The sequence below is a fragment of the Arthrobacter sp. SLBN-112 genome, assembly GCF_030944625.1.
Taxonomy (GTDB): domain Bacteria; phylum Actinomycetota; class Actinomycetes; order Actinomycetales; family Micrococcaceae; genus Arthrobacter.
Genome location: NZ_JAUSXY010000001.1, coordinates 1,877,459 through 1,896,989, shown reverse-complemented (window position 1 = coordinate 1,896,989; position 19,531 = coordinate 1,877,459). Strand labels below are relative to the sequence as shown.

Sequence of the window (19,531 nt, the reverse complement as noted above, 5' to 3'; positions counted from 1 at the left end):
CTGCGCGTCGTATGGGTAGGGGCTCCAACAGTGGGCTCATATTGAAAAGCGAAGGGAGTTCAAAATGTCCAAGTATCTGATCCTGATTTACCAGGACGAAGCGGTGACCAGGCAGGCTGAAGGCGAGTCGATCAGCGCCAGCTACCAGGAGTTCATGGAGCGCCGCGGAGCTTCGCTGATCAGCGGGGCCGCCCTGCATCCGTCCTCGACGGCCACCTCCATCCGGCGCGACGGGGCGGGCGGGTTCCTGGTCACGGATGGGCCATTCGCCGAGTCCAAAGAGACCGTGGGCGGTTACTACCTGATCGAGGCGGCCGACCTCGACGAGGCGCTGCAGATCGGCAAAGAGGTTCCCGCCGGCGTCGGGGTTGAGGTGTGGCCCGTCCGGGTGGTCAGCTGATGGCGCGGGCCGCCGGCTCGGAGGTTGCTGCCGCGGTTGCCGATGCGCACCGCCGGGAGTGGGCCTTCGTGCTGGCGGCCACAGTGCGGATTGCCGGCGACATCGACACCGCGGAGGAGGCGGTCCAGGACGCGTACGCCAGCGCCTTGTCCACGTGGGGCGGGAACGGCATCCCGCACAATCCCGGGGCTTGGCTGACCGTGACGGCACGACGACGGGCCCTGGACATGCGCCGCCGCGCGGCAACGGCGCAAAAGGCGCTGCCCAAGCTCCTCGGCCGCGAAGACGACGATGGCGACGGCGACGGCGACGGCTTCGAAGGTGACGAAATTCCGGACGACCGGCTGCGGTTGATCTTTACCTGCTGCCACCCGGCCCTGCCCCTCGAAGCCCGGGTGGCCCTGACGTTGCGGCTCCTGTGCGGACTCTCCACTGCCGAGGTGGCGCGGGCCTTCCTGGTCCCCGAGGCCACCATGGCCGCACGCATCACCCGGGCCAAGAAGAAGATTGCCGCCGCGCGCATCCCATACCGGGTGCCGTCGTCGGATGAACTGCACGAGCGCGTGGACGGCGTGCTGTCTGTGGTGTACCTCGTGTACACCACCGGGCACACGGCGCCGTCGGGAGCGGACCTGGTGCGCCGGGACCTTGCCGAGCGGGGCGTGGAGCTTGCCCGGCTGCTGCGGGAACTGCTTCCCGCCGACCCCGATGTGGCCGGGCTCCTGGCCCTGGTCCTGCTCACCGAAGCGCGCAGGGATGCCCGGGTGGATGGGAATCAGGATCTCATCCTGCTGGAGAACCAGGACAGGTCAAAGTGGGACCAGCATGCCGTCACGGAGGGAGTGGCACTGCTGCACGAGGCCCTGGCGTACCGGCCGCCCGGCCGCTTTGCCCTCATGGCAGCGATCGCGGCCGTGCATGACGAGAGCGGGTCCTGGTCCGGCACCGACTGGCAGGAGATCCTGGGCCTCTACGACCTGCTCATGGAGCGTTGGCCCTCCCCTGTGGTCCGGCTCAACCGGGCCATTGCCCTGGGCTTCGCGGTGGGGCCGGCCGAAGGCCTGGCAGAGCTCGATGCGCTGGGCGCCGAGCCGCAGCTTGCCCGGTACCCGTACCTGGCCGCGGCGCGCGGTGATTTCCTGGTTCGGCTGGGCCGCGAGGACGAGGCGAGGGTGGCGTTCGAAGAGGCATTGATCCTTACGGACAACGAAGCCGAGCAGCGTTTCCTCCGGGCCCGCCTGGGCGGCCTGGGCGGCCTGGCCGGCTGACGCCGGTCTCCGGTTCGCAGGAGTCGGGAGCAAAGGGAAAGCCCCTCCTAGGAGGGGCTTTCAACGTAGTGGTTGTCATTTGGCTTCCGATAATGGTCGGTGTTGATGCACTCCCCCTCTCCGGACGCCCCCGGGCGCCCATCCGGACTATGACCTAAATCACTTTAGTGACCTGCGGCCAGGGCGTAAAGACCCTGGTTCAAAAAAAGTAACGCCGTTCGACGACGGCGCGCGGCCGCCGTCGAACGCCCGGCGCCCCGGTCAGGGGACGGCGCATTATGCTTCTGAAGGAGGGCAGAACTGTGAACAAGAACCGACTCGAGGCGTTCAGCGATGGCGTGCTGGCGATCATCATCACCATCATGGTGCTGGAGCTGCGCGTACCGGAGGAACCCACCTGGCATGGGATCGCCGGGGTCCTGCCAACGTTGCTCAGCTACCTGCTCAGCTTCGTCTATGTCGGGATCTACTGGAACAACCACCACCACCTGATCCAGCTGGCAGACCGGGTGAACGGCGCCATCCTCTGGGCCAACCTGCACCTGCTGTTCTGGCTCTCCCTGTTTCCCTTCACCACGCGATGGATGGATGAGTCCGGGTTCGTGGAAGTTCCGGTGCTGGTCTACGGCATCAACCTGCTCTGCGCTGCCATCGCTTTCTACATCCTGGAGCAGGCACTCATTCGCAAGCAGGGCACGGCCGGGGCCGTTGCCCAGGCCCTGGGGCGGGACTGGAAAGGCAAGGCCTCGCCGCTGATCTACCTGCTGGGCATCGCGCTGACACTCGCCCAGCCCCTCCTGGGAATCGCTGTCTACACGGTGGTGGCGCTGATTTGGCTGGTCCCCGACCGCCGGGTGGAGCACTTCGTGTACCGCGCCCACCAGCCCGACGACGTCACGGACCAGGACGTTCCCGGCCCCACCGCGCCCTAGATTTCCTCCGGTTTAGATGTCGGCCAGCAAGGACGTGGGGTTTTCTATGGCGTCCGCCACGAACCGGAGGAAGCCGCCTGCCGTGCCGCCGTCGCACACCCGGTGGTCGAACGTGAGGGTGAGTTCTGTGACCTTCCGGACGGCCACGCCGCCGTTGACCACCCACGGCTTGTCGATGATGCGGCCCACCCCGAGGATGCCCACCTCCGGGTGGTTGATGATCGCCGCGGACCCGTCCACGCCGAACACTCCGTAGTTGTTCAACGTGAAGGTGCCGCTGCCGAGTTCGGCGGGCGTTGCCTTGCCGTCGCGGGCCACCTGCGTGAGCCGGCGGATTTCCGCGTCCAGTTCCCGGGCGCTGAGTTTCTCGGCGCCGCGGACGGATGGCACCACCAGGCCGCGTTCGGTCTGGGCTGCGAAGCCGAGGTTGATGCCGTCGAATCCGACGATCTCCTGGGAGCCGTCCTCCGCGGTTTCGATCCGCGTGTTCAGTTCCGGGTACTTCTTCAGCCCTGCGGTGACGAACCGGGCGATGAAGGCGAGCAGGCCTGGCGCCTCCGCACCGTTGGCTTTGAGTCCCTCACGCAGCTCCATCAGTGCGGTGGCGTCCACGTCCACCCAGACCGTTGCTTCCGGGATTTCCGAGCGGCTGCGCGCCATGTTCGCAGCCACGGCCTTCCGGACGCCGCGGACAGGAGTGCGGGCGGAGATGGGCAGGCCGGTGCGGGAGTCGGTGGTTTCCGATGATCGAGCTTGTCGAGATCCGTGGGTTTCGACAGGCTCGGCTTCCGGTGTGGGCTTGGTTTCGACACGCTCAACCACCGGCGCCGAGATCGCTGCTTCGACGTCGCGGCGCATGATGAGGCCGCTGTCGCCGGAGCCTGAAATGTCGCCAAGGTCCACGCCGTGCTCGCGGGCCATGCGCCGGACCAGCGGTGAGATCACGGCGCCGAGCTTGCCGGGCACGCGGGTGCGCAGGAGGGTGAGGTCGTCCTCGGTGGTTTCGACAGGCTTGGTTTCGACAGGCTCAACCACCGCAACAGAAGACTTCCGCGCACGGGTCCGCCGTGCCTGGCCATGCCCACCAGGGGTGCCATAACCAATCAGGACATTCCCGGACCCCGCCTTCTCCTCCTCACGATAGGTCTCGGCTGCCGCCGCCGACGCAGCCGGCGCGGATGACGCCGCCCCGGGAGTGGCATCTAAGGAACCGGACGAGGGACCCGATGCGAGCTTGCGAGCATTGGGCAGTCCGGGACCGCTTCCTGAGCCGGCAGCATCGTCCGCAGGACGAATGCTGTCCGGCGAAGGGGCGGGGGCGGCATCATCCGCGGCGGACACCGGAGCGGCGACACCAGTGGAGAGCGGCGTCACCGAGATCAGCGGCTTCCCCACATCCAGGGTCTCCCCCGGCTTCCCGTGCAACTCGGTGACGATCCCCGCATAAGGGGACGGCACCTCCACCGCGGACTTGGCCGTTTCCACCTCGGCGATCGGCTGGTCCACAACGATCTCGTCGCCCACGGCTACATGCCAGGCAACGAGTTCGGCTTCGGTGAGGCCTTCGCCGAGGTCCGGCAACAAAAACACGCGTGGTTCGCTCATGGTCAGTTCTCCCACTGAAGGTCGTCAACGGCGTCGAGGATGCGGTCCACGCCGGGCAGGTAGTACTTCTCGAGTTTGGGTGCCGGGTACGGGACATCGAACCCGGTGACGCGGCGGATGGGGGCGGCCAGGTAGTGGAAGCAGCGCTCCTGCACCCGGGCCACGATCTCGGAGGACACGGAGGCGAAGCCATGCGCCTCGGCGATCACCACGGCCCGGCCGGTCTTGCGGACCGACTCGCACACGGTGGCATCGTCGAACGGCACAATGGTCCGCACGTCGATCACCTCCAGCGAGCGCCCCTCCAGCGCAGCTGCCTCGGCGGCGGCAAGCGCGGTGGGGACGGACGGCCCGTACGCGATCAGCGTCGCGTCCGTGCCGGGACGGGCGACGGCGGCCCGGCCCTCGGAGGTGCGTCCCGTCGTCGTGCCTTCCGCGTGGAGGCGACGCAGCTCACCCAGGTCCACCTGGTCCTTGGTCCAGTACATCTTCTTGGGCTCCATGAAGATGACAGGGTCGTCTGAGTCGATCGCTTCGCGGAGCATCCGGTAGCCGTCCGCCACGGTGGCGGGGGTGTAGACCTTCAGGCCGGCGGTGTGTGCGTAGTAAGACTCGGAGGAATCGCAGTGGTGCTCCACTCCCCCGATGCCGCCGCCGTACGGGATGCGGATCACCATAGGCAACTTGACGGCGCCCTTGGTGCGATTGTGCATCTTGGCAACATGGCTGACGATCTGCTCGAACGCGGGGTAGGCGAACGCGTCGAACTGCATCTCGATCACCGGGCGCATGCCATTGATGGCCATGCCCACGGCCATACCCACGATGCCGGATTCGGCCAGCGGGGTGTCGAAGCAGCGCTGCTCGCCGAACGTGGCAGTGAGTCCGTCGGTAATGCGGAAGACGCCGCCCAGCATGCCCACGTCCTCCCCGAACACCAGGACGGAGGAGTCGGCGTGCATGGCGTCGGCGAGCGCTGTGTTGAGGGCCTTGGCCATGGTGACGGGCTGCGGGCCGGCGGCCTCGGCGGACGCGGCGGCCGAGGCTGCGGCCCGGGCGGTGGCGGCAGAGACGTTGCCGTTGGCCTCGGACGAGGTGGTGATGGTGGGGCTCACTTGCCGGCCTCCTGGAAATCAGTAGATGCGGCGTCGCGGGCGAGTTCGTCGGCGAGCAGGGCGGATTCTTCCTTCAGCTGCGGCGTCTGCCGGGCGAAAACGTGGCGGAAGAGTTCCTGCGGATCCACCGGGACGTCCTCGCTGAGGCCTTCGCGCAGCTGCGCGGCAACGGCCTCGGCGTGCTCGCTGATCCGGGACTCGCCGTCGTCGTCCAACAGCCCGCGGTCCGTGAGGTAGGTGCGCATCCTGTTGACCGGGTCCTTGGCCCGCCACTCGGCAACCTCGCTGTTTTCCCTGTAGCGGGTGTCGTCGTCGGCGTTGGTGTGGGCCTGCATGCGGTACGTGTTGGCTTCCACCAGCAGCGGGCCGGAGCCTTCGCGGGCGAGTTTCACCGCGCGGTCCAGGACGGCGAGGAGGGCCACCACGTCGTTGCCGTCCACGCGCTCCCCCGCCATTCCGTAGCCCACGGCTTTGTGCGCGAGCGACGGCGCCACGGACTGGTGTGCCAGCGGCACCGAGATCGCGTACTTGTTGTTCTGGACGAAGAAAATCACCGGCAGGTGGAAGACGGCGGCGAAGTTCAGTGCCTCGTGGAAGTCGCCTTCGCTGGTGGCGCCGTCGCCGCACATGGCCAGCACCACGGTGTCCTCGCCGCGGAGTTTGGCCGCATGGGCGACGCCGACGGCGTGCAGCAACTGGGTGGTCAGCGGCGTGCACTGGATGCCCACCTTGTTTTCGAGGGGGTCGTAGCCGCCATGCCAGTCGCCGCGGAAGATGGTCATCACCTGTACCGGGTCCACGCCGCGGGTCATCACGGCCACTGCGTCGCGGTAGGTGGGGAACATCCAGTCCCTGTCCGACAGGCAGAGGGCCGCGGCCACCTGGCAGGCTTCCTGGCCATGGCTGGAGGGGTAGACGGCCATGCGGCCCTGCCGGACCAGGGCGGAGTTCTGGTCGTTGACGCGGCGGCCGACGACGAGCTGTTCGTACGCTGCCAGCAGTTCCTTGTCGCCGGGCACGGGGTATTCGTGGCCGGGCTGGGTGCCCTGCTCGCTTTCCGGGATGAGCCGGCCCTCCGGGTCCACCATCTGGATCTGGTGCCGGGCGGGGAGCATGTAGTCCTCCACCGTGATGCCGAACTTCTTCACAGCATCGGTCAGCGCGTTTCCTGCTGGCTCGGTGCTGGTGGTGTCCGGCGCGGTGTGGTCTGCGGAGATCGTCATTGGTCCGTCCTTCGATTGCCACTATTCGCTCCCAGTATGGTCCCGCAGCAGGTTTCGTATCCAGCAGCCAGCAGAATCGTGGAGAAGCTGCCCGGAAATGCCGACTGTTGGAGACGATTTGTCATTGTGACGTGGATTACCGAGCGGGGATGTGGACGATTTGACGGGCAAAGAAACAGGCCCTGCTTTCATCGGGACGCCAAAGGCTGGCGGGAGCTGGAAAGAAGTGCATTGACCCCTGCCTCCCGAAGGACCACACTCGGATAATGCGGGTACGCATCGTCCCGGGACATCCGGGACTGCGGCATTTTCCTAACAGCAGTGACAGGCGGGGGCGTTAGCTATGGAAATAGCCAAATTGTGGGACAAGCTCGATTCGGACACGCGGCAATGGCTGGTTGATAACCCTGGGTGCACGATCCTCCCGCGCACCGTCGCGGCGGCCATCATGAAGAGCACAGGAGTCCAGTTCGAACAGGACCGGCACGGCGAAACCGTGCTCTCCCCCGGCGACTGCGACTTCATCCGCGGCGCAGCGGAGGGGATCGAAAGCCGCCACCACATGTCCTGATCCCGGCGCCCTGATGACCTAGGGAAGGCCGCATCCGGTCAACCATGATTCTTCCAGCAGCGCTTCTGCTGCCGGTTTCGTATCCCTGCGCGCCCGGGCCACGGAAACTCTCCTCAAATCCACCTACTATGGAAGACGATTTGTATCTGTAGGGGAGATTACCGAGCGGGGATGTGGACGATTTGACGGGCAAAGATGCACCGGCCGAAGTTGCCCTGGACGAGATCGACCGGAGGATCATCGCCGAGCTCACGCGGGACGGCCGGATGTCCGTGACCCAGGTGGCCGAAAATGTGCACATCTCCCGCGCGCACGCCTACTCCCGGATCGCCCGGCTGACCGGCGAAGGTGTACTGACCCGGTTCACGGCGTTGGTGGATCCGATCAAGGCAGGGCTGAAGTCCTCCGCATACGTGACGCTGAAGCTCCGGCAGGACGCCTGGCGCGAACTCCGGGACCAGTTGGGCGCCATTCCGGAGGTGCACCACATTGCACTGGTGGGCGGCGACTTCGACGTGATCCTCCTGGTCCGGGCCGTGGACAACATCGACCTGCGGCGGGTCATCTTCGACCAGCTGCAGACCATGCCGGGAGTCCTGGATACGCAGACGTTCCTGGTTTTCGAGGACGTGGACACGCGGTAGAAGCCGGTTACTTCGATGCGCACATCCGCTGCCGACACCGATATTTGACCCCGACGCTCAGGCTCCATTTCGCGCCCCAAATAACGTGCGCGGCTGGGAAACTTTGCGTCGAAAATGCGTTTGCGCGTCGCGGGTTGTTCGTGGTCAGAGGGTTGAAGCGATAGAAGCACGACGGCGGCGCGCAGGTCAGGGCGGCGCTCACGCATGCGAGTAATCGCTTACCCAAACCAAGTAGTGGAACTCTCAAGTCACTGGAAATTCGGGTACCGCTACGTGTTGTTGCGGCCTTTTGCGTTCGCGAATATTGGGTCATCGATCCACCGGAAGGCACCTCGATGGAGCCACCTATGGGGGAACGGGTTCTCAATCACACACACAAGGAGACTTTCCGTGCGCAAAATGACCAAGAAGAACAAGATCGCCGCCGTCGCAATGTCCGCAGCCCTGGTAGCTGTTGGTGGCGGTGCCGCCTACGCCTACTGGAGCACCACGGGTGGCGGTTACGGATCCGGCACGGCAGCCGCAAGCACCAGCCCCGTAACCATCAACGTCACCGTGGACGCGGGTGTCGCCCCCGGTGCGCCCCAGACCATCACGTACACCGCAACCAATCCGAACACCAGCAACACCCAGGTAACGCTGGCCAACCCGGTGGTCACCACCGGTGTTGACGGCTGCCTGCCTGCCTGGTTCACGGCCACGGCTCCCACCGGCACCACCAACGTTCCCGCCGGCCCGACCGCCACAGCCTTGGGCACCGGAACCCTGACCCTGGTGGACAGCGCTACGGTCAACCAGGACGCCTGCAAGGGCGCTTCCATCACCGTGACCGTCACCAGCAAGTAAATAAACAGCTGGCCGGGGGCGGTGTAACTCCGCCCCCGGCTTGCCGTCATTCGCACCAAAGAACAAGGGGGGCACAGGGTGCACGAGCAGGACGGACAGCCGCGGCGTCGAACGCGGACCGGTATCAAGGCAGCGTTGATCGCGCTGTTGTTGCTGCTGGCCAGCGCGGGAGCGCTGATCGCGGCGGCAAACAATCCCAAACCGGGCATCACTGTGCAGGTCTCCCCTGCCAGCCAGTCCGTCCAACAGGGCCAGTCGGCTGCCTATACGGTGACCCTGACGTCCACCGGCGGCTTCAGCGGAGCGGTTAGCCTGGCCACCGCGGGACTTCCGGCCGGCACGGCAGGCGCCTTCACGCCGTCGTCCGTCACCCTCAACTCCGGCAGCACCGCAACCGCAACGTTGAACGCCACCACCAGCGCAACCACCCCAGCCGGCACCAACACCGTGACCATCACGGGAACCAGCGGCAAGGTATCGGGCAGCGTTGCCGCGAGCCTCACCGTGAACTACAAGATGACCACCGCGTTTTCGGTGGCGGCCACCCCGGATTCCGTCACCGTCCCACCCGGGGCCACCGCCGTTTACACCCTGCAGCTGACCCGGAACAACTTCCCCAACTCCGTCTCGTTCAGCGTCCTGGGCGGACTGCCCGCCGGCGCCACGGCAACGTTCTCGCCCAACCCGGTAACCGGCAACTCGAGCACACTGCAGGTGGCAACAACGGCCGCTTCGCCGAGCGGGAACTTCAACCTGTACCTGGTGGGGACCGGGAAGGACTCCGCCGGGAAGTCGCAGTACGCCTACGCGAACGTCCAACTGGTCCTGGATTCCACCATCAAGCAGTTCGCCCTCTCCGGGAACGTCCCCGGGACACTGTCGCCCGGATCCTCGGCGGGACTGGACCTGCAGATCAGCAACCCGAACAACAAGTCCCTGTCCCTGACCAACCTGTCCGTAGCTATCGCGGGGGTTACCAGGAGCGCGGATGCCGTGGCGAAGAACCTGGCGTGCACGGCGGCCGACTTCACCCTCACGCAGTACAGCGGGCCGTACCCCCTGGTGGCGCCGGCCGGAAGCAGTTCACTGTCCGGACTTCTTGTGGCACAGTCCGCCTGGCCGCGGGTAGGCATGCTGGATAGCTCCAGGAACCAGGACGGGTGCAAAGGCGCAACCCTCCAGCTCACGTACTCGGGATCAGGACAGGGGAACTGAGATGACCAGCATTAGCAGGAGCCGCGCCGTCAAGGCGGCCGCCCTCGCCGGCCTCCTTGTCACCGCGGGCGCCGGAACCGCCTACGCCTACTGGTCTGTGGCCGGCGGCGGCTCCGGGTCCGCCGCGGCGGCCACCATGCAGGCCGTCACCGTTGACGCCCTGATAGCCGGCGACAACCCGAAGACGGCGCTCTACCCGGGCGGCAGCGCCGACGTCGTCCTCCGCCTGACCAACCCCAACCCCTACTCCGTGCAGGTCTACAGCGTCACTGCCAACGGCCCCGCCGCCGCTGATGCCACGCATCCGGGCTGCACCACCACCGGCGTCACCTTCACCGGTGCTGCGCCGCTCACCCCCGCAACCTACGTTGCCGCGAACTCGTCAGCCCTCATCACCCTCCCCGGAGCGGCCACCATGGACACCACTTCCCTCGCCGCCTGCCAGGGCGCAACCTTCAGCGTCCCCGTGACGGCGGAGGTGCGGAAATGAGCTTCGCCATCCGTAACGCGTCCCTCTTCCTCCGCCGCCCGTCCCGCCGGCTGCCCTGGATCGTCACCGCCCTGCTGCTCCTGCTGGGCACGGGAACCGCCGCCTACGCGTTCTGGGCATCCACCACCAGCAGCAGCAACGCAGCCGCCGCCGCAGACGCACTCTCGCCAGGATCCAAGCCTGCGGTCACCGCCACCGGCGCCGCTTTGACGGTCAGCTGGGCCGGCGGGACTACCGTCAATGGCCACGCCGCCACGGGTTACACCGTGACCCGTTACTCCGCGGCCAGCGGCGGTACGGCCACTCCCGCCACCGGCGGCTGTGCCGGGACCGTCACCACGCTGACCTGCACGGAACAGTCCGTGCCCGGCGGCGTCTGGTACTACACGGTGACGCCTGCGATCGCCCTCTGGACCGGCGCCGAGAGCCCGCGAAGCAACGGCACCAGCAACGATTCCACCGCACCTGTGGCCACGGTTTCAGGTATCTCGCCCACGCCCAACGCGGCAGGGTGGAACAACACGAGCCCGGTCAGCGTGACCGTCACGGCGGATGACGGGGCTGCCGGGTCCGGCGTCGTCTCCATTTCCTACGTGCTCGACGGCGGTGCGCAGCAGACGGTGAGCGGCGCCTTGGCCGTCGTCCCCGTCAGCGGCGACGGAACGCACACGCTCACGTACTTCGCCACGGACAAGGTGGGCAATGCCGGGTCCGCGCAGAGCCAGACGGTGCGGATCGACACACAGGCGCCGGCCGCACCCGGCTTCACCACAGTCCCCCAGTACGTTTATTCGGGGAACGTTTCCTCGGTTCCGGTCAGCGGCACCGCCGAGGCGGGGGCCACAGTGTCCTTCGTTGCCAGCGACGCCGGTTCCGCGCATTCCGTGCCGGTCACGGTAACGGCCTCCGGTACGGGTAGCTGGTCTGCCAGCCTGGACTTGAGCAGCCTGAACCAGGGCACCGTCACGTACTCGGCCACGGCCACGGACGCCGCAGGCAACACCGGCCCAGCCGGGACAGCTACTTCCACGAAAGACACGCTGGCTCCGGCCGCGGCGCAGGGCCTGAGCGTGCCACCGTACGTGAACAGCGCCAAAGTTGCTTCGGTTCTTGTTTCGGGAAGCGCGGAAGCAGGGGCCACCGTCACCGTTTCGGCAATGAGCCCGGGGTCTCCAGCACCGGTCACCGGCACGGCCACATCTGTTGGAGGCGCCTGGTCGATGAACCTGAATCTCACGTCGCTGAGCGACGGGACGGTCACCTACACCGTCACGGTGAAGGACGCCGCGGGGAACACCAGTGCCCCTGCCACTGCATCGGACACGAAGGACACGGTGGCACCCGTCCTGACCCTAGATAAGCTGCCCAACGTCCTGAAGGGAAATGTCACCAGCTACCAGGTCAGCGGGACTAACGATTCCGGTTCAACCGTGAATCTAACTGTCAGCGACCCTGCCACGAGCGTCCCGGCAACGGGGTCGGGATCCAGCTGGAATACGGGCAACCTAAACCTGTCAGCCCTCCAGGACAGCAACCCCGTGAACGTCCCGAGTATCACAATTGTGGCTACTACTGCTGATCCAGCTGGAAACAGCACTACGGTCACGGCCAAGGTCATCAAGGACACCGCGGCGCCGGCCGTGGCCGGCATCGCATTGGCGAACGGTACCAACGGCGCCAAGTCAGGCACTCCCGATGCGCGTGACACAGTAACCATCACCTACTCGGAAGCAATGGATCCGGCAAAGTTCTGCGCCGGTTGGAGCGGTGGATCCCTTAGCGGCACCGCTACGATTACGAATGGTACGCCAGCAACTAACGACACCATCAGCTTCACCAGCAGCTCCTGCACTGCCCCCAACATCGGGACCATCTTGCTCGGTGGGGACTATGTGGGCACCACGGCAGCCACTTTTGGAGCCAACGGCACAGCCTCCACCTTGACCTGGGACTCTGCAACGAAGACCCTCACCATCAAGCTGGGGAACGCGCCTACCGGTCAGGGAGCGGTCAACACATCGGTTGTACCAGGGACACCCTCCTACACTCCGAACTCGAACCTCACAGACTTGGCCGGTAACCCCTTCGCAACACCGATCGCCACGTTCACCGCCTCGTCGTCGGGGTTCTGATCAGCTAAACCCCACGCAACGGCTCCCCGTCGATCCATCGGCGGGGAGCCGTTGCACGTTTCGACGCTGGTGTTCCCCTGCGCGGCCCAAATACCGTGCGCGCCAGGGAATATAGACCGCATGGATCCGCCGTCACTTCCGGCGGCGCACCACCAGCACGATGTACAGGGCGACGGCCACAGCCACCAATGCGCCGACGCTGGGTCCTAAGCTTCCGCCGCTGAGCATGCTGCACCTCTTCCGAAGACCAAATGGCTATTAAATGCAGCATACCCATCGGCGGTGCGGCTGCACCCCGCGCGTAGGTCAAACTAAGCCTGCTGTCCGAACTTGGGGAGGCTGAGCGAGCGGGACCGGATTCCCTCGATATGCGTAGCCATGGCGGCGGCGGCCGCTGCGGGGTCACCCGCCCTGAAGGCGTCGATGATGGCCTGGTGTTCCTGGACCGTATGGTCACCGCTCATGTCGTTGTGAACCAGGAGCCGGAACCGCTGGATATGGCCCTCGATGGATCCATAGGCCCGGAGCAGGAACTCGTTGTCGGTGGCTTCCACGATGCGCCGGTGGAAGTTTTCGTCTGCCTGCCAATAGGCCCGGTACCCCGCGAAGGTGTCACCGCCGTGGCGGGACGCCTCCAGGTCCCGGTGGAACCGTTCCAGATCCGCCACCAATTCCCCAGTGGAGTTGGTGCAGGCAATGCTGGTGCACGCCGGTTCGAGGATCTCCCGGGAAGTCAGAAGCGCGGCGACGTCGCCGGCTGTGGGCTCCGGCGCAACCTTGTACCCACGCAGTGCTTCCCGCCGGACCATGCCCGTGGTTTCCAGCCGCGCCAAGGCTTCCCGTACCGGCGTGGAGGACACCTTGAAGCGCTTGGCAAGTCCATCAATGCTCAGCGGAGAGCCGGTGGAGATCTTGTCATCCAGCAGGAGGGACAGGATGGCTTCGAACACCTGGTCCACCAGCATCGGCCGGCCGGGGATGATTACTTCTTCTTCAGGCGAAGCGGCGTTCATTTCGGAATCCTATGTGAATTGTCGGTCAATCGGAGGCAGGGCCAGGACCAGTCGCGCCACCGCCGTCACAATCCGGCGGGGCCAAAAGAGGTCTTGGCGGAAAATCGTGCATGATGTACGGTACATGATACCGGACAGCAAAGTGATCTGTAACACAGCTACTGCTGCCCACCAAGGTTGGAAGCTCTCCGATACCACCCTCCTCCCCCACTTCCGAAGGCGTGTAGATGAATCAGTTTCGATCGATATTGGTGACCGTCGCCGCGATTTCCATGGCGAGCGCAATACTCACGGGATGCTCCAATCCCGATATGAACACTTCTTCCAAATCCGACACCCAGAAACCCTCAACCACCGCAGCGGCCGTCAGCGTCGACGACGCCGCAGCGGCAGCCCTCCCGAAAGCGGTCCGCGACAAGGGAACCCTGACCGTCACTATGAGCCAGAGCTCACCGCCCCTGCACTTCATGGCACCGGACGGGACCACAACCGTCGGCGTGGACCCGGAAATCGCCATGGCCCTGGGCCAGACCCTGGGACTGAAGACAGAGGTTCAGAGCGGGCCGTTCGACGGCATCATCCCCGGAATTGCCGCCGGGAAGTTCGATATGGCCATCTCCCAGATGTCCCCCTCCGCCGAGCGCAGGAAAGTCCTGGACTTCGTGGACTACTACCAGTCAGGCAGTGGAATCGGCGTGGCTCCGGGCAACCCGCAGAAGCTCACAGTGGACACGCTGTGCGGCAAGCGCGTGGGCGTGCTGAAGGGTTCGTTCCAGGACCTCAAGCGCCTCCCCGCCCTGTCCGCAGCATGCACGGCTGCAGGCAATCCGGCCATTGAAGCCATGACTTACCCGGACATGCAGGCCCCCAACCTCGCGTTGACTGCCGGCCGGATCGACGCCGTCTACATTGACGGGCCCACGCTGGGCTACGCCATTAAGCAGGGCGGCCAGATTGAACTGCTCGGGGAGAAGGACCTGTCCCCCGTCAGCATTGGGTTCAAGAAGGACGCCGGGCTTGAGAAAGCCATCCAGCTCGGTATGGAGTCGCTGGCCAAGAGCGGCAAGTACAAGGAGATCCTCGATAAGTGGGGTGTAGGCAGCGGTGCAATCTCTGACTTCGCCTTCAACAAAGAGCAGTAGCGTGGACATCGCCAACACCGCCACGGAGCCGAACGCAAAGGCCACGGCAAACGATGGGCTGGACCGTCAACTCCTGCTGGGGCGTCCCCACCAGCGTCACGGCGCGCTGTGGCTGACGGCGGCGATCGTCCTGTTTGTAATCTTCCTGGTCGGCTACTCCCTGGTCACCAACCCGCGCTTTGAGTGGAACATTGTCTTCGGATGGTTCACCTCGGAGCGGCTCTTCACGGGTCTCCTGCGCACGTTGGGCCTGACTGCCATTTCCATGGTGGTCGGCATCGTCGTCGGGGTCTTACTGGCGCTGGCCAGGTTGGCTCCAAACTTCATCGTGGCCGGCGCCGCGGCCTTCCTGGTCTGTGCTCTTCCGTGGCGTTCCTGTCTTCGTCCAGCTGCTGTTCTGGGGCTTTATCGCCGCGATCTACCCGCGGATCGCCGTCGGAATCCCCTTTGGGCCTGAGTTCTTCTCCGCTGACGCCAACGTGCTCATCACTCCTTTCATGGCGGCAATCCTGGGGTTGGGCCTCAACGAAGGTGCGTACATGTCAGAGATCGTGCGCGCGGGACTCCTGAGCGTCAACCGCGGCCAGACGGAAGCGGCCACGGCCCTGGGCATGAAGCGGTTCGCCATCCTGTCCCGGATCGTTCTGCCCCAGGCGATGAAAATCATCATCCCGCCAACAGGCAACCAGACCATTTCCATGCTCAAGACGACCTCCCTGGTCAGCGTCCTGGCGTTCCCGGAACTGCTGTACTCCGCGCAGCTCGTCTACAGCGCAAACTTCAAAACCATACCCCTGCTCATCGCCGCGAGCCTTTGGTATCTGCTGGTCACCAGCATTTTGAGCCTGGGACAGTACTTCATCGAGCGGCACTTCAACCGGGGCGGAATCACGCCAGGACGGACCATCCGCCGTCGCAAACCAAAACCCGCGAGCTCCCCCACCACACCGCAGGAGGTCCAGCCGTGAGCGACGTGATGATTGAAGCCCAAGGCGTCACCAAGAATTTCGGTGACCTCAAGGTCCTCAAAGGCATCGACCTGACCATCCCCAAAGGAAGCGTCACCTGCATCATCGGACCTTCGGGTTCGGGCAAGTCCACCTTTCTGCGCTGCATCAACCAGCTGGAAACGCTCGACGGCGGGTACATCCTTGTCGAGGGACAGCCGGTTGGCGTGAAAATCAGGAAGGGCCGGCTGCACGCGCAGAACAACGCCGAGGCGGCGAGGATGCGCGAGAACATCGGCATGGTCTTCCAGAGCTTCAACCTGTTCCCCCACATGACGGTTCTGGAGAACATCTGCGAGGCCCCGGTCCGGGTGCGGAGGGAAAGCCGGAAAGCCGTGCAGGACCGGGCACGGGTCCTGTTGGAGCGGGTGGGGCTTTCCGAGAAAGTCCACGCGTATCCGGCGTCCCTTTCCGGCGGCCAGCAGCAACGCGTGGCCATCGCACGGGCGCTTGCCATGGAGCCGCGCCTGATGCTGTTCGACGAACCCACGTCCGCCTTGGACCCGGAACTCGTGGGCGAAGTGCTGGACGTGATGCGCAAGCTCGCTGATGCCGGCATGACCATGATCGTCGTCACCCATGAAATCGGCTTCGCCCGGGAAGTCGGCGACCACCTCATCTTCATGGATGGCGGCGGAATCGTGGAGCAGGGCGACCCACGGACAGTGCTGCGGGACCCGCGGCATGAGCGCACCAAACAATTCCTGGCGAAAGTTATCTAGACCTCACATTGGAGCAGGACTCTTGAGAAACAAATGGATTGTCAGCATTGACGACTATCGCAAGGCTTCCCGCAGGCAACTTCCGAAGATGATTTCCGATTACCTGGAAGGCGGCGCACTGGATGAGACCACCATGCGGGCCAACGAGGATCGGTTCGATGCCCTCATGCTTCGCCAGCGGTCAATGGTGGACCTGAGGGGCTTGAACACATCCACCACCGTGCTGGGACATTCCCTGGCCATGCCGCTGATGGTGGCGCCGATGGGGATGCTGACCATTTTCCATCCGGGTTCCGATCCCGCCGTCGCCAGGGCAGCGGTCAGGGCAGGATCCATTTTCATTCACAGCGCCTGGGCCGGATGCTCTCTGGAAGAGGTGGCCAAGGTGGCCCCGAACAACCTGTGGGCCCAGATCGCTTTCTGGAAGGACCCTGAGGAGACCGCCAGCTATATCAACCGGGCACGGGCGGTGGGGGTCGAGACGTTGGTGGTGGCCGGAGATGTTGGTTCCTCCAGCAAGCGGGAACGGGACCTGCACCATGGGCTCTCCATGCCGCCGCGCCCACCGGTGGCGGACTACTTCAACGCGGCCACGCGCCCCGCATGGCTGTGGCGCTGGCTCACCGGCGCGCAGGATGACGTACGGGAACTACCAGATCAACGGCCGCCCGCTGCGCATGGATGAGATGAACAATTGGATGGCATCCAACAAGAACCCCGGCGCCACCTGGGATGACTTCGCCAGGCTCCGCTCCGAGTGGAAGGGAAACCTGGTCATCAAGGGGATTATGGACGCCGAGGACGCAGCCCGGGCAGTGGAGGAAGGGGCGGACGGCATCTTCGTCTCCAACCACGGCGGACGGCAATTCGACTCCCAGCCCGCCACCATTGATGTGCTGCCGTCCATCGCCGAGGCAGTTGGCGGACGTGCCGAAATTTATCTCGACGGCGGCATCCGGCGGGGCCACGACATCGTCAAGGCCGTCGCGCTGGGCGCCAAGGCCGCACTCGCGGGACGTCCGTTTGCCTACGCCCTCGCAACCGGCGGCGAGCCTGCGGTGGACCGGGTGTTCGGAATCCTCCAGGAAGAACTCAAGGGTGCCATGGGATTCGTTGGCAAAGCCTCCGTGGCGGAGCTGGACACCAGCATCTTCGCGACGACGGCCCAGCCTGTGCCGGCCGAAAGCCTGCTTGTGTAGGACCTCACTGCCCATTCCGGATGCTGCCTGTCTCGATCACGAGACGGGCAGCATCCATTTTGCGACGCCCGACTGAAGCTCTGCAATCCCCTGCGCGAAGTTCGGGGTTTGGCCCACTTCCGTGTCAGTTACCCTGTGCCCGCTGTGTGGAAGGAGCGCTGATGAGGTTCTGTGGCGGCGCGTCGAAGTTTCCGTGATCGTAGAGGCCCACAACACCCTGCATGTACTGCGCCCATTGCGGGCCTGCGATGTACGCTCCGTCCACGGCGGGGTAGTACTTGCCGTTGATGGTGATGTTGCGCCCGAGCCTGGTGGGTCCGCCGTTGAAGGGGTCACCGAAGAAGGACGCCGTGGCCAGGCCTTTGGTGTAGCCGACGACCCAGGTTTGGTTGTTGTATTCGTTGGTACCGGTCTTGGCAGCGTCCGGGACCCCCAGCTTTTGGGGAATCAGGAGGCCGGAGCCTTTGGTGAGGACGTCCTGGAGGACGTTGGTGACTGTCTTGGCGACGTCCGGTTTCAGGGCTCCTGCCTGGCAGGAGGAGGTTTGTCCGCCGATCTTGTTCCCCTGGGCGTCGTCGACTTCCGTGATGGAAATGGGCGCGCAGTAGGTTCCGTTCGCGGCGAACGTGGCGAACGCGTTCGCCATGGTCAAGGGGGCCACGTTTTGGCTGCCCAGGATGTTTCCCAGGGTGGAGAGGTCGATCTTCTCGTCCTTGCCGCTGCCCAGGTGCAGGCCGATGGCATCGGCTGCGCGCTGGACGTCACACACGTCGTTGAGCCCGGCGAGGGAGGCGAAAGTGGCCGTGTTGATCGATTGGTAAATGCCTTCACGGACAGTCATGGGCCGGTACCAGTTGGGCTCATCGTTTTGAAGATCCGAAGATTGCGGCACCGTACTGTCGAACCAGCCCTGAACGGGATGGCAGGTTGTCTTCCAGGGGTAGTTGATGCCATAGCGCCGCTTGGAAGCGTCGACGACCTGGTTGGTCGATTTGCCCTCGCCAACCCAGGCGGCGAGGGTGACAGGCTTCATGGTTGAACCGGGCTGCATGCCGCCCACGCCGCCGAGGCTGTTGCCCGCAGCATCACTGCCGTCCACGTTGAAGTTGTAGTCAGAAACGAATCCGGTGCCTTCGCCGGGCAGCTTCCGTGAATTCTGCGCCATGGCCAGGACTTTTCCGGTGCCGGGCTCGATGGTCACCAGCGAGGCGCCCCATCTGTCCGGGTTTGCGCCCGTGGTGGAGTCGACCTGGTTTTGGGCCGGACCTTGCAGTCGCGGGTCCAGGGTGGTCTTGATGGTCAGGCCGCCGGCCATGATCTTCTGGTCGCGGTCGTCCTGGGTGGCTCCATAGGCCGGGTCATTCTGGATCTGGTGGAGGACGTAGTCGCAGAAGTACTGTGCCTGGGACGCGTAGGCGCAGCCTTGTTTGGGTGGATTAACCTTCAACTGGATCGGAGTGTTGATGGCGTCATCGTGTTGTTGCTGGTTGATGTAGCCATGTTCCAGCATCGCGTCCAGGACCAGGTCGCGCCGGGCTTTGGCCGCTTCGGGGTGGACCGTGGGGTCATAGAGTGAGGGGCCGTTGACCAGTCCGGCAAGCAGCGCACCTTCGGGCAGTGTCAGGTCCTTGGCATCAACGGAGAAGAAATACTGGCTTGCGGCCTGGATCCCGTACGCGTTGGCATTGAACCCGACGACGTTCAGATATCCGGCGAGGATCTGGTCCTTGGAATACTGTTCCTCCAGGCCGATGGCCAGCTTCATCTCCTGAAGCTTCTGGTTTACCCCTTTTTGTCCGTTGAGCACTACTTGGGTGTCTTTGCCCTGGGCGATCAGGTTCTCGTTGAGCATGTTGGTCACGTACTGCTGCGTCAGCGTGGAAGCGCCCTGGTGCCCACCGCCGGCGTCGATCATCACGGCGCGAAGGATCGCCTTGCGGGTCAATGCCGCCGTGCTGGTAAAAGCGGTAGTCCTCGATCGCCACAATCGCATCCTTGATGTTGGAG

At 64.8% G+C, this 19,531-nt stretch carries 20 protein-coding genes; 15 read left to right on the top strand and 5 right to left on the bottom strand.

Annotation, left to right across the window (positions count from 1 at the left end; all coding sequences use genetic code 11):
• Positions 1-64 precede the first annotated feature (64 nt).
• The 3 genes from QF050_RS08890 (at position 65) to QF050_RS08880 (ending at position 2,600) form a co-directional block, all read left to right on the top strand.
• The gene (locus QF050_RS08890) at positions 65-400 is read left to right on the top strand and encodes a YciI family protein (RefSeq protein WP_308930123.1); all 336 of its coding nucleotides are present in this window, start codon (positions 65-67) and stop codon (positions 398-400) included.
• Positions 400-1,668 carry a DUF6596 domain-containing protein gene (locus QF050_RS08885; RefSeq protein ID WP_308930122.1) on the top strand — a complete coding sequence of 423 codons (1,269 nt, stop codon included), beginning with the start codon at positions 400-402 and terminating at the stop codon, positions 1,666-1,668. Before QF050_RS08890 ends, QF050_RS08885 begins: the two co-directional genes overlap by 1 nt.
• A 302-nt stretch (positions 1,669-1,970) precedes the next feature.
• Positions 1,971-2,600: a TMEM175 family protein gene (locus QF050_RS08880; RefSeq protein WP_308930121.1), complete on the top strand. Its 630-nt coding sequence runs from the start codon at positions 1,971-1,973 to the stop codon at positions 2,598-2,600.
• Positions 2,601-2,612: 12 nt separating this feature from the next.
• Here QF050_RS08880 and QF050_RS08875 read toward each other — a convergent pair whose 3' ends face one another.
• Genes QF050_RS08875 through pdhA form a run of 3 tightly spaced genes read right to left on the bottom strand, consistent with a single transcriptional unit; the run spans position 2,613 to position 6,543 of the window.
• Complete coding sequence (locus QF050_RS08875; protein WP_308930120.1) at positions 2,613-4,205, bottom strand: dihydrolipoamide acetyltransferase family protein; 1,593 nt, start codon at positions 4,203-4,205, stop codon at positions 2,613-2,615.
• Positions 4,206-4,207: 2 nt separating this feature from the next.
• Positions 4,208-5,320, bottom strand: coding sequence for an alpha-ketoacid dehydrogenase subunit beta (locus tag QF050_RS08870; protein WP_308930119.1), 1,113 nt, complete (start codon positions 5,318-5,320; stop codon positions 4,208-4,210).
• A complete protein-coding gene (pdhA, locus tag QF050_RS08865; protein ID WP_308930118.1) occupies positions 5,317-6,543 on the bottom strand; it encodes a pyruvate dehydrogenase (acetyl-transferring) E1 component subunit alpha in 1,227 nt (408 codons plus the stop codon). The genes QF050_RS08870 and pdhA overlap by 4 nt, the downstream gene beginning before the upstream one ends.
• A 343-nt stretch (positions 6,544-6,886) precedes the next feature.
• On the opposite strand from pdhA, the gene QF050_RS08860 reads away from it, so the two are divergent.
• The 6 genes from QF050_RS08860 to QF050_RS08835 all read left to right on the top strand — a co-directional run bounded on the left by QF050_RS08860 (position 6,887) and on the right by QF050_RS08835 (position 12,441).
• Positions 6,887-7,114 (top strand): hypothetical protein, encoded by a 228-nt coding sequence (locus QF050_RS08860; protein WP_308930117.1) that lies wholly within the window; start codon positions 6,887-6,889, stop codon positions 7,112-7,114.
• A 182-nt stretch (positions 7,115-7,296) separates the two neighbouring features.
• Positions 7,297-7,758, top strand: coding sequence for an Lrp/AsnC family transcriptional regulator (locus QF050_RS08855; protein ID WP_308932131.1), 462 nt, complete (start codon positions 7,297-7,299; stop codon positions 7,756-7,758).
• A gap of 399 nt (positions 7,759-8,157) precedes the next feature.
• On the top strand, positions 8,158-8,604 hold the full coding sequence (locus QF050_RS08850; protein ID WP_308932130.1) for a hypothetical protein: 447 nt from the start codon (positions 8,158-8,160) through the stop codon (positions 8,602-8,604).
• A gap of 78 nt (positions 8,605-8,682) precedes the next feature.
• On the top strand, positions 8,683-9,819 hold the full coding sequence (locus tag QF050_RS08845) for a hypothetical protein (protein ID WP_308930116.1): 1,137 nt from the start codon (positions 8,683-8,685) through the stop codon (positions 9,817-9,819).
• A 1-nt stretch (position 9,820) separates the two neighbouring features.
• Positions 9,821-10,309 (top strand): hypothetical protein, encoded by a 489-nt coding sequence (locus tag QF050_RS08840; protein WP_308930115.1) that lies wholly within the window; start codon positions 9,821-9,823, stop codon positions 10,307-10,309.
• Positions 10,306-12,441, top strand: a complete 2,136-nt coding sequence (locus QF050_RS08835; RefSeq protein ID WP_308930114.1) for an OmpL47-type beta-barrel domain-containing protein — start codon at positions 10,306-10,308, stop codon at positions 12,439-12,441. Before QF050_RS08840 ends, QF050_RS08835 begins: the two co-directional genes overlap by 4 nt.
• A gap of 311 nt (positions 12,442-12,752) precedes the next feature.
• Here QF050_RS08835 and QF050_RS08830 read toward each other — a convergent pair whose 3' ends face one another.
• Positions 12,753-13,454: a GntR family transcriptional regulator gene (locus QF050_RS08830; protein ID WP_308930113.1), complete on the bottom strand. Its 702-nt coding sequence runs from the start codon at positions 13,452-13,454 to the stop codon at positions 12,753-12,755.
• A 311-nt stretch (positions 13,455-13,765) separates the two neighbouring features.
• On the opposite strand from QF050_RS08830, the gene QF050_RS08825 reads away from it, so the two are divergent.
• Genes QF050_RS08825 through QF050_RS08800 form a run of 6 tightly spaced genes read left to right on the top strand, consistent with a single transcriptional unit; the run spans position 13,766 to position 17,524 of the window.
• Positions 13,766-14,596, top strand: a complete 831-nt coding sequence (locus QF050_RS08825) for an ABC transporter substrate-binding protein (protein WP_308930112.1) — start codon at positions 13,766-13,768, stop codon at positions 14,594-14,596.
• Between the two features lies 1 nt (position 14,597).
• Complete coding sequence (locus QF050_RS08820) at positions 14,598-15,053, top strand: hypothetical protein (protein ID WP_308930111.1); 456 nt, start codon at positions 14,598-14,600, stop codon at positions 15,051-15,053.
• Positions 14,953-15,564: an amino acid ABC transporter permease gene (locus tag QF050_RS08815; RefSeq protein WP_308930110.1), complete on the top strand. Its 612-nt coding sequence runs from the start codon at positions 14,953-14,955 to the stop codon at positions 15,562-15,564. The genes QF050_RS08820 and QF050_RS08815 overlap by 101 nt, the downstream gene beginning before the upstream one ends.
• The gene (locus QF050_RS08810; RefSeq protein ID WP_308930109.1) at positions 15,561-16,325 is read left to right on the top strand and encodes an amino acid ABC transporter ATP-binding protein; all 765 of its coding nucleotides are present in this window, start codon (positions 15,561-15,563) and stop codon (positions 16,323-16,325) included. The genes QF050_RS08815 and QF050_RS08810 overlap by 4 nt, the downstream gene beginning before the upstream one ends.
• Positions 16,231-17,010 (top strand): alpha-hydroxy acid oxidase, encoded by a 780-nt coding sequence (locus tag QF050_RS08805; protein WP_308930108.1) that lies wholly within the window; start codon positions 16,231-16,233, stop codon positions 17,008-17,010. Before QF050_RS08810 ends, QF050_RS08805 begins: the two co-directional genes overlap by 95 nt.
• Complete coding sequence (locus QF050_RS08800) at positions 16,961-17,524, top strand: alpha-hydroxy acid oxidase (RefSeq protein WP_308930107.1); 564 nt, start codon at positions 16,961-16,963, stop codon at positions 17,522-17,524. Before QF050_RS08805 ends, QF050_RS08800 begins: the two co-directional genes overlap by 50 nt.
• A 124-nt stretch (positions 17,525-17,648) precedes the next feature.
• On the opposite strand, the gene QF050_RS08795 is transcribed toward QF050_RS08800, so the two are convergent.
• Positions 17,649-19,469, bottom strand: a complete 1,821-nt coding sequence (locus QF050_RS08795) for a transglycosylase domain-containing protein (RefSeq protein ID WP_308930106.1) — start codon at positions 19,467-19,469, stop codon at positions 17,649-17,651.
• Between the last annotated feature and the right edge of the window lie 62 nt (positions 19,470-19,531).

Excerpts from the sequence above, each read along its gene's own strand:
- QF050_RS08805 (WP_308930108.1), top strand. The coding sequence starts at position 16,231 with ATGGCGGCGGAATCGTGGAGCAGGGCGACCCACGGACAGTGCTGCGGG.
- QF050_RS08885 (WP_308930122.1), top strand. The coding sequence starts at position 400 with ATGGCGCGGGCCGCCGGCTCGGAGGTTGCTGCCGCGGTTGCCGATGCG.
- QF050_RS08825 (WP_308930112.1), top strand. The coding sequence starts at position 13,766 with ATGAACACTTCTTCCAAATCCGACACCCAGAAACCCTCAACCACCGCA.
- QF050_RS08835 (WP_308930114.1), top strand. The coding sequence starts at position 10,306 with ATGAGCTTCGCCATCCGTAACGCGTCCCTCTTCCTCCGCCGCCCGTCC.
- QF050_RS08860 (WP_308930117.1), top strand. The coding sequence starts at position 6,887 with ATGGAAATAGCCAAATTGTGGGACAAGCTCGATTCGGACACGCGGCAA.
- QF050_RS08890 (WP_308930123.1), top strand. The coding sequence starts at position 65 with ATGTCCAAGTATCTGATCCTGATTTACCAGGACGAAGCGGTGACCAGG.
- QF050_RS08875 (WP_308930120.1), bottom strand. The coding sequence starts at position 4,205 with ATGAGCGAACCACGCGTGTTTTTGTTGCCGGACCTCGGCGAAGGCCTC.
- QF050_RS08850 (WP_308932130.1), top strand. The coding sequence starts at position 8,158 with ATGACCAAGAAGAACAAGATCGCCGCCGTCGCAATGTCCGCAGCCCTG.
- QF050_RS08840 (WP_308930115.1), top strand. The coding sequence starts at position 9,821 with ATGACCAGCATTAGCAGGAGCCGCGCCGTCAAGGCGGCCGCCCTCGCC.
- QF050_RS08830 (WP_308930113.1), bottom strand. The coding sequence starts at position 13,454 with ATGAACGCCGCTTCGCCTGAAGAAGAAGTAATCATCCCCGGCCGGCCG.
- pdhA (WP_308930118.1), bottom strand. The coding sequence starts at position 6,543 with ATGACGATCTCCGCAGACCACACCGCGCCGGACACCACCAGCACCGAG.
- QF050_RS08800 (WP_308930107.1), top strand. The coding sequence starts at position 16,961 with ATGACGTACGGGAACTACCAGATCAACGGCCGCCCGCTGCGCATGGAT.